This is a genomic window from Sandarakinorhabdus sp., from assembly GCF_032115815.1.
Classification (GTDB): Bacteria; Pseudomonadota; Alphaproteobacteria; order Sphingomonadales; family Sphingomonadaceae; genus Sandarakinorhabdus.
Window position 1 is genome coordinate 1 of sequence record NZ_JAUMBI010000025.1, and the last position, 7457, is coordinate 7457.

Consider the following 7457-nt stretch of genomic DNA (forward strand, 5'->3'; position numbering starts at 1 on the left):
ATGCTGGTGGAAATCGGCTGATGGTTTGGGCCGGATCGGCAGGGCTCTTGCCGGTCCGGCCCCTCCCGGCCGGGAAACTTGTTACTCGGCGTCATCCTGCGGCTGTTCGCGCCAGGCCAGAATGATGCCCGGTAGCGCCATCGAGGTGATGGCAAAGCCCGAGAGCAGATCGAGCGCCTGTTCCTGCCCCGGCATCCAGCCATCGATGAACTTGGCCAGGATCGACCACATGAAGAAGCCGAACATCGCCAGCACCATGATCTGGTGGGTGGCGACATAGGATTTGTCGCGCATCGTCCGCTCGCGCTCATCCAGCATGGCATCGCTGGCCTGGGTCAACTGCCCGCGGCCTTCGATGAACAACGCCACCGCACTGAACAGGCCGATCAGTCGCAGGCCAACAAAACCGATCGGCGTGTCGCCATCAGGTGCGGAAAAGATCGCGCCGCCGAGATAGCCGATGCAGATACCGCCCAGCACCAGCAGCGACAGGATTCGCGCGGTGCGCAGCGAGAGTTTCAGTGGCGGGTTGAGAGTGGTGGGTTTGCTCACGATCATTCCTCCTCTGCACGGTCGCGCCAGGCCAGGATCACGGCCGGCACCATCACATGGATCCAGAACAGCATCGCCATCAGCCAGCCAGCCTCGTGCACGTTCGGCAGCCACAGCGTGCCGGGCGCGGCGAGCAGCAGCCAGATGTAGGCAAAACAGATGGATATCCCGGTCACCCGGTGGCCGATCACCACCGCCCGCCCGCGCTCGGCGCGTTCGCGTTCATCCAGTTCGCCCGGCGCCTCATAGCGCCAGCCGGGGCTGCCGACTGCAACGGCCGCAGCCAATGCCCAGCCCAGCACGCGGGTCATGGTCATCACGCTGCCCATGCCGTCGATTGGCAGCAATAGGGGCCCGATCGTGCCAGCCATCAGCGCCGCCAGCGCCAGGCCCGACAACACGCGCACGCGCATCGTGGAAAAGCGCGGCGGCTTGAAGAATGCAGATTGGGCCATCAGCGGCCTCCTTCCATCAAACGAGGTGCGGCAAGAGACGCTGCAAGCGGCGCGAAGGGCTCAAGGCTGAACAATGTCTCCACCGACACGCCGAACACGCGGGCCAGTTTCAAGCCCAGTTCCAGGCTGGGGCCGTACTGGCCGCGCTCCAGGAAGCCGATGGTCTGCGGGTTGACACCAACCTGCTCAGCCAGATCCTTGCGCGACAGGCCGGCTTCGGCCCGGAACAGCGCGAGGCGGTTGTGCAGCGTTGAGGTTTCGTTGTTGATCATCTCGAATCGTTGTTTATACACAACATATCGATGTGTCAACGCGCATTAAAGCAAAGTTGGACAACCCTCTTCCCGCTCCCGCCGGCACGGCCTAGAACGGCTGATAATCTGCAAAGGAATCCTTGGGATGCTGAGCCAGCTGAACTTCGCCCACGGCGAGACCATCACCATGCTGCGCGACACGGTGCGCGCCTTCGCGGCCGCCGAAATCGCCCCGCGCGCAGCCGAGATCGACGCCACCAACATCTTTCCGCGTGATCTGTGGCCCAAGATGGGGGAACTTGGCCTGCACGGCATCACCGTGCCGGAAGCCGATGGCGGCATCGGGCTGGGTTATCTGGCGCATGTCGTGGTGGTTGAGGAAATCTCCCGCGCCTCTGCAAGCGTGGGCCTTTCTTATGGTGCCCACACCAATTTGTGCATCAACCAGATCGCCCGCTGGGGCAGTGCCGAACAGAAGGCGCGCTATCTACCAGGACTGATTTCCGGCGAGCATGTCGGCAGCCTTGCCATGTCCGAACCCGGCGCCGGCAGCGACGTGATCAGCATGAAGCTGCGCGCCGACATACAAGGCAACGGCGATTATGTGCTGAATGGCAACAAGATGTGGATCACCAATGGTCCGCATGCCGAAACATTGGTGGTCTATGCCAAGACCGATCCCGCTGCCGGCCCGCGCGGGGTCACCGCCTTCCTGATCGAGAAGGGCATGAAGGGTTTCTCGACCGCGCAGAAGCTCGACAAGCTGGGCATGCGTGGGTCTGACACCTGCGAACTGGTGTTCGAGGATTGCACCGTGCCGGCTGAAAATGTGCTGGGCGGGGTCGGCAATGGCGCCCGCGTGCTGATGAGCGGGCTGGATTATGAGCGCGTCGTACTTTCGGGCGGACCGCTCGGCATCATGCAGGCCTGCATGGACGTGGTGGTGCCCTATGTTCACGAGCGCCAGCAGTTCGGGCAGTCGATCGGCCAGTTCCAGCTGATGCAGGGCAAGTTGGCCGACATGTATGTCGCCCTCTCCACCGCCCAGGCCTACACCTATGCCGTGGCGCAAGCCTGTGATCGCGGCGAGACCACCCGCAAGGACAGCGCCGGCTGCATCCTTTACAGCGCCGAAAAGGCGACGTGGATGGCGCTCGAAGCAATCCAGTGCCTGGGCGGCAACGGCTATATCAACGAATATCCCACCGGGCGCCTGCTCCGCGATGCCAAGCTTTATGAAATCGGCGCAGGCACCTCGGAAATCCGCCGTTACCTGATTGGCCGGGAATTGTTCGAAGAAACCAAGTGAGGCTGTTGGGCGTCGTCCTCGCCGGCGGCCAGTCGCGCCGCTTTGGCCGTGACAAGGCGCTGGCACTGCTGGATGGCCGGCCGCTGATCGATCATGCCCTGGCGGCGCTGGCCGGTTGTGACGCTCTGGCGGTGGCTGGGCGGGATTGGCCGGGTGTTACCGCCCTGCCCGACCGGCCGGAGCCGGGCCTCGGGCCCTTGGCGGGCCTCAACGCCGCCCTTCATTACGGCGCGACGCAGGGCTTTTCCCACGTTGCCAGCCTCCCGGTCGATTGTGCGGCCCTGCCGACTGACTGGCTCGCAAGGTTGGGCGATGGCCCCGCGCATGCGGCCGGACAACCGCTGATCGCTGTCTGGCCGGTGACGCTGGCTGCCGGACTGGAGGCGTTTGTGGCCGGCGGTGGCCGGCGGGTGCGGGATTGGGTGGCGGGCACCGGCGCGCGCGCGGTCGATCTCGGGCCGCTGGCCAATCTCAATCATCCGGGTGATCTGGACCGCCTGCAGAGGTGACAAAGCGCCTCGCCGCGCTATGCTGGCGGCGGGGAGAATTTGCATGAAATCACTGATCGCTGTCGCCTGCGCCTTGCTGGCTACCACCGCATGGGCCGCGCCCAAGCCGGATGCCGCGCTGTTGAAAGCGGCCACTGCCGAAGCGCCCGCCGTCACCGGCACGCTGAAATCGCTGGTCGAGATTGAAACCGGCAGCGGCGATGCCGAAGGTCTGGAAACGCTTGGCCGCTATCTTGAATCCCGTTTTGCGCAAGGTGGCGGCAGCGTCTCCCGCGTCAAGCCGGTGGCCGGCACGGTGGGTGACATCATCGTGGCGCGCTGGAAGGGCAGCGGCCGCGGCAAGTTGCTGCTCATCGCCCACATGGACACGGTCTATCAGAAGGGCGCGCTGGCCAAGGCACCGTTCAAGCTGGTGGACAGCCCCAATGGCCAGATCGCCTATGGCCCCGGCATTGCCGACGACAAGGGTGGTGTCGCGCTGATCCTGCACACGCTGCCGCTGTTGAGCCAACGCGACTATGCCGAACTGACTGTGCTGATCAACACCGACGAAGAGCGCGGCTCGGTGGGTTCCGGCCCCATCATCACCGACATGGCCAAGGGCATGACGGCCGTGCTCAGTTTCGAGCCGACGGCCCTTCCCGAAGTGATGATAAATGGCACTTCGGGAACCAACACGGTGACCGTCACCATCACCGGCAAATCCGCCCATGCCGGCGGCGCGCAGGAAAGCGGCATCAATGCGCTGGTGGAAGCCGCGCACGTGATCGAAGTGACGAAGGATCTCGATCGCGGCCCCGGCAAGCGCCGCTTCAACTGGACGGTGGTGAGCCAGGATCGCGGGGTGCGCAACATCATCCCCAACAATGTGACGCTGATTGGCGATCTGCGCACTTCCACCATGGCCGAGGTTGACCAGTTCCGCGCCGAGCTGACCGAGCGGCTGACGGCACCGGGCGTCGCCGGCGCCAAGGTGGTGGCAGAGGTGAAGGTGAACCGGCCACCCTTCGATGTGACCCCGGCCAGTGCGGCACTGATCACCGAGGCGCAGGCCATCTATGCCACGCTGGGCCGCCAGCTGCCGCTGATGCCGCGCACCGGTGGCGGCACCGATGCTGGCTATGCCGCGATTGCCGGCGTGCCGGTACTGGAATTCCTCGGCCTGCCCGGCGCTGGCTATCACACCACCGATGCCGAATATGTCATCCTCGAAAGCGTGCCGAGCCGGCTCTATCTCGCCGCCAGACTGATCCGCAAGCTGGGGCGGTAGACGCCGCGCACAGCGGCGGCTAAGGCCGGCATCATGTCTGCCGGCCACCCTTCCCGACTGTCGGCGATCCTGCTGGTGCTGGCCGGCATTGGCGCGATGTGCGTGCTTGATGTGTTCGCCAAATATCTGGCGCTGCGCCATGGCGCGCCGCTCACCACCTTTTCCCGCTATGCCAGTGGCACCGTTTTCGCGCTGATGGTGTGGCAGTGGCAGGGCCGGCCCTGGGTGGCACCGGGCGGGTTGCAGGCCAATCTGGTGCGCGGCACGCTGATAGCCGCAATGGCACTGGCGTTTTTCTGGTCGATCACACGATTGCCGCTGGCCCTCGTGCTCACGCTCACCTTCATCGGTCCACTGGCGGTGCCGTTCATGGCGGCGCTTTATCTGAAGGAGCCGGTGCAGCCGCGCTACATCGCAGCCGGGGTGCTGGGTTTCATCGGCGTGCTGGTCACTGTGGGCGGCATGCCCAGCCTGTCGAGCGGGGAATTGCTGGCAGCCGCAGCTGCAGTCCTCGCCGCCTTCCTCTATGCCGGGACGGCGGTGATCCTGCGGTCGCGGGCCGCCGCAGATGGCGCCACGGTGATCACGCTGATTGCCGCTGTGGTGCCGATGCTGTGGCTGTCACCGGCGCTGATCAGCCTGCCTGCAATGCCTTCAGGGTTTGATCTGGGGCTGATGGCGGCCATGGGCCTGATCGGCAACATCGCGGTGCAGTTGATGGCGCGCGGCTATGTTCACCTCCAGGCGCAGGTTTCTGCAGTACTTGAATATAGCGCCCTGCCCTGGGCCGCACTGCTTGGCTGGCTGGCGTTCGACGAAATGGTGGCACCCAGTACCGTGCTGGGCGCGGCGATCATCGCCGGGGCGTGCCTGTGGGCATCGCGCGCGCCAAAGGCAGACGTGGCAGCGCCGATCAGCGGCCTGCCGCCAGCGCCAGCTCCTTGAGGCAAACGGCCTTGGCGCGGCCAATGGCAGCGACATCCGGCAGCAATTCAACAGCCTCACGCGCATCCGCCAGATAGGCCGCGCGTGCCGCTGGGGCATGGCTGCCAGTTGGCGCACCGCAAATTGCCTGCACACCCAGCACGGGCGACCGCCTGAGATCGGTAACTGCCAGCACTTCCGATGGTGCCCGCGGCAAGGCGGCAGCCAGCGCGGCGGTGAGCTGCCCGGCCTGCGCATCTTCGCTGCCGCGCGCCAGTTCAGGCGCCATTGCGATCCAATCGGCAGCACCGTTGCGGATCGCACCCATCACGCGCCCCCAATCGCCACCCGTCACCAGATGCGCGACCGCCGGCTTGGCGCCATTGCGATCGACATCGGCAGCGAACTGGCTGGCCGAAAGAATGCCGACAAGCAGAAACAGGGGGGACATTGCGCTCATGATACGAATATGGGCATGATGCCGGCCGGGGACAATGGCATCAGGCAGCCGGCGGATCAGCGATCATCGCGGTGAAGCTGCATTCGGCCACCAGCTTGCCATCGACTTCGGCGCGGCCAGTGAACTTGGCGACCCGGCCGCGATCCTGCACCACCTGCACCTTCAGATGCAGCAGGCAGCCCGGTTCGACAGGGGTGCGGAACTTGGCGTTCTCGATGGCCATGAAGAAGACGAGCTTGTCGCCCCCCGCCGGATCCTTGGCGCGGGCGCCATGGATAGCGAGCACGCCGGCGGTCTGCGCCAGCGCTTCAACGATCAGCACGCCGGGCATGATCGGCTTGGCCGGGAAATGCCCGGCAAAGAATGGCTCGTTGATGGTCACGGCCTTGATGCCGGTCGCGGATTGACCGGGGATCATGTCGATCACCCGGTCAACCAGCAGCATCGGAAAGCGGTGCGGCAGCAGCGCCATCACGGCCAGCACGTCAGCCGTGCTGGCCGTCTGAGGAACGGTGTCGTTCATCAACGGCGCGGCGGGGCCGCCGGAGCCGGGGCCGGAGCCGGTGCGGCGGGCGCAGTGCCAGCCGGAGCGGCGGGCGGCGTGATCGAGACCTTGGGCAGCGCCTTGTCGAGACGGGCCACGACATCGGCAGTGATGTCGATGGCAGCGGCGTGCTGGATGGTCACCTGCTCGTCAACGGCGATGTTGGCGCCGCGTTCGCGCATGATCTGGCTGATGATCGGCTGGGCGCCATCATTGATCTGCTTCACAACCCATTGTTCGGAAGCCTGGATTTCCTGCTGACGGCGCTGCAGTTCCTGATCGGCCTGGCCGCGACGGGTATCGAAATCCCGCACCTTGGCCTGCCAGGCCTGAACGGCAGCCGGGGCAGCAGCCTGGGCCGGCTGGGTGTCACGCAGCGTCTTTTCTTCGGCCGCCAGGCTGGTACGCAGCTGGCTCAGACGGGCGTTGAGCGCATCGGCCTTCGGCTTCAGTTCGGTCTGCGCGGCCTTGGCGGCGGCGGAGGTGGCGATCATTTCCTGACGGTCAACCGTGACGATCACGGCGGCCGGCAGCTGCTGCGCCAGCACCGGGGTGGCAACACTGGCCAGCGCCAGTGCAATCAGAATCTTCTTCATCAGAATGCAGTCCCTACGTTGAATTGGAAAAGTTGAGGATCATCGCCCGGCTGCTTCACCAGGGCCTTGGCAAGGTCGAACCGGAACGGCCCGAAGGGCGAATTCCAGTTGACCCCGATACCCACCGAAACGCGCGGTTTCGGCGTATTCCCGAGGAATTCCTCGACAAAGCCCGCCGAGAAGCCATCGTTGGGCAAGCAGGGCGCTACCTGGCCGGGCACGCGCGGCGCGGCGGCCGTCGGCCCATCCTGGCAGGTGAGCGTGGGCGATTTCAGGCTCCACAGCGCGCCAACATCGGCAAAGATCGACGGGCGAATGCCCAGTTCGTTGCCGGCCGAACCCAGCGGAATGCGGATTTCGGCGCGCGCCAGATAATAAGCACGGCCGCCCAGCGAATCGTCCAGCGCCTGACGGCGATCCTGCACCACCGAACCATCCAGACCGAGCGGACGGCGCAACACGCGCGGGCCGATGCCGCGGATGTTGAAACCGCGGAACTGCGGCTGGCCCAGGAAGAAGCGGTTGGTCAGGATCACGTCCTGCCCACCATAACCAAAGGCATAGCCGCCTTCCGCACCCAGGTT

Annotated in this window: 11 protein-coding genes; 4 read left to right on the forward strand and 7 right to left on the reverse strand. The window is 65.3% G+C overall.

Translation table 11 applies throughout. The features are described 5' to 3' along the window. Window positions 1–81: 81 nt before the first annotated feature. Genes RT662_RS01210 through RT662_RS01220 form a run of 3 tightly spaced genes read right to left on the reverse strand, consistent with a single transcriptional unit; the run spans window position 82 to window position 1279 of the window. The gene (locus RT662_RS01210; protein ID WP_313668442.1) at window positions 82–552 is read right to left on the reverse strand and encodes a hypothetical protein; all 471 of its coding nucleotides are present in this window, start codon (window positions 550–552) and stop codon (window positions 82–84) included. A 2-nt stretch (window positions 553–554) separates the two neighbouring features. Continuing rightward, entirely contained in the window at window positions 555–1007 is a 453-nt protein-coding gene (locus RT662_RS01215; protein WP_313668444.1) for a hypothetical protein, read from the reverse strand. Next, on the reverse strand, window positions 1007–1279 hold the full coding sequence (locus RT662_RS01220; RefSeq protein ID WP_313668447.1) for a helix-turn-helix transcriptional regulator: 273 nt from the start codon (window positions 1277–1279) through the stop codon (window positions 1007–1009). The genes RT662_RS01215 and RT662_RS01220 overlap by 1 nt, the downstream gene beginning before the upstream one ends. A 127-nt stretch (window positions 1280–1406) precedes the next feature. Between RT662_RS01220 and RT662_RS01225 the strand changes: the two genes are divergently transcribed. From RT662_RS01225 to RT662_RS01240, 4 genes are read left to right on the forward strand one after another with little or no spacing between them, the layout of a single operon-like run. After that, window positions 1407–2570, forward strand: coding sequence for an isovaleryl-CoA dehydrogenase (locus RT662_RS01225; protein WP_313668449.1), 1164 nt, complete (start codon window positions 1407–1409; stop codon window positions 2568–2570). Then, window positions 2567–3079 (forward strand): molybdenum cofactor guanylyltransferase, encoded by a 513-nt coding sequence (locus tag RT662_RS01230; RefSeq protein WP_313668451.1) that lies wholly within the window; start codon window positions 2567–2569, stop codon window positions 3077–3079. Before RT662_RS01225 ends, RT662_RS01230 begins: the two co-directional genes overlap by 4 nt. 43 nt (window positions 3080–3122) lie before the next feature. Beyond that, a complete protein-coding gene (locus tag RT662_RS01235) occupies window positions 3123–4349 on the forward strand; it encodes a glutamate carboxypeptidase (protein WP_313668453.1) in 1227 nt (408 codons plus the stop codon). A gap of 33 nt (window positions 4350–4382) precedes the next feature. Continuing rightward, entirely contained in the window at window positions 4383–5294 is a 912-nt protein-coding gene (locus RT662_RS01240) for a DMT family transporter (protein ID WP_313668454.1), read from the forward strand. Here the strand turns inward: RT662_RS01240 and RT662_RS01245 are convergent. The 4 genes from RT662_RS01245 to RT662_RS01260 all read right to left on the reverse strand — a co-directional run. Continuing rightward, entirely contained in the window at window positions 5263–5733 is a 471-nt protein-coding gene (locus RT662_RS01245; protein WP_313668457.1) for a hypothetical protein, read from the reverse strand. The two genes, RT662_RS01240 and RT662_RS01245, sit on opposite strands and share 32 nt — an antisense overlap. A gap of 40 nt (window positions 5734–5773) precedes the next feature. Next, entirely contained in the window at window positions 5774–6256 is a 483-nt protein-coding gene (gene fabZ, locus RT662_RS01250) for a 3-hydroxyacyl-ACP dehydratase FabZ (RefSeq protein WP_022679006.1), read from the reverse strand. Further along, window positions 6256–6873, reverse strand: coding sequence for an OmpH family outer membrane protein (locus RT662_RS01255; protein WP_313668462.1), 618 nt, complete (start codon window positions 6871–6873; stop codon window positions 6256–6258). The genes fabZ and RT662_RS01255 overlap by 1 nt, the downstream gene beginning before the upstream one ends. After that, on the reverse strand, window positions 6873–7457 hold a 585-nt coding region (locus RT662_RS01260), incomplete at its 5' end, for a BamA/TamA family outer membrane protein (RefSeq protein ID WP_313668464.1). The genes RT662_RS01260 and RT662_RS01255, both read right to left, overlap by 1 nt.

Excerpts from the sequence above, each read along its gene's own strand:
- RT662_RS01215 (WP_313668444.1), bottom strand. The coding sequence starts at position 1,007 with ATGGCCCAATCTGCATTCTTCAAGCCGCCGCGCTTTTCCACGATGCGC.
- RT662_RS01220 (WP_313668447.1), bottom strand. The coding sequence starts at position 1,279 with ATGATCAACAACGAAACCTCAACGCTGCACAACCGCCTCGCGCTGTTC.
- RT662_RS01225 (WP_313668449.1), top strand. The coding sequence starts at position 1,407 with ATGCTGAGCCAGCTGAACTTCGCCCACGGCGAGACCATCACCATGCTG.
- RT662_RS01235 (WP_313668453.1), top strand. The coding sequence starts at position 3,123 with ATGAAATCACTGATCGCTGTCGCCTGCGCCTTGCTGGCTACCACCGCA.
- RT662_RS01240 (WP_313668454.1), top strand. The coding sequence starts at position 4,383 with ATGTCTGCCGGCCACCCTTCCCGACTGTCGGCGATCCTGCTGGTGCTG.
- RT662_RS01245 (WP_313668457.1), bottom strand. The coding sequence starts at position 5,733 with ATGAGCGCAATGTCCCCCCTGTTTCTGCTTGTCGGCATTCTTTCGGCC.
- fabZ (WP_022679006.1), bottom strand. The coding sequence starts at position 6,256 with ATGAACGACACCGTTCCTCAGACGGCCAGCACGGCTGACGTGCTGGCC.
- RT662_RS01255 (WP_313668462.1), bottom strand. The coding sequence starts at position 6,873 with ATGAAGAAGATTCTGATTGCACTGGCGCTGGCCAGTGTTGCCACCCCG.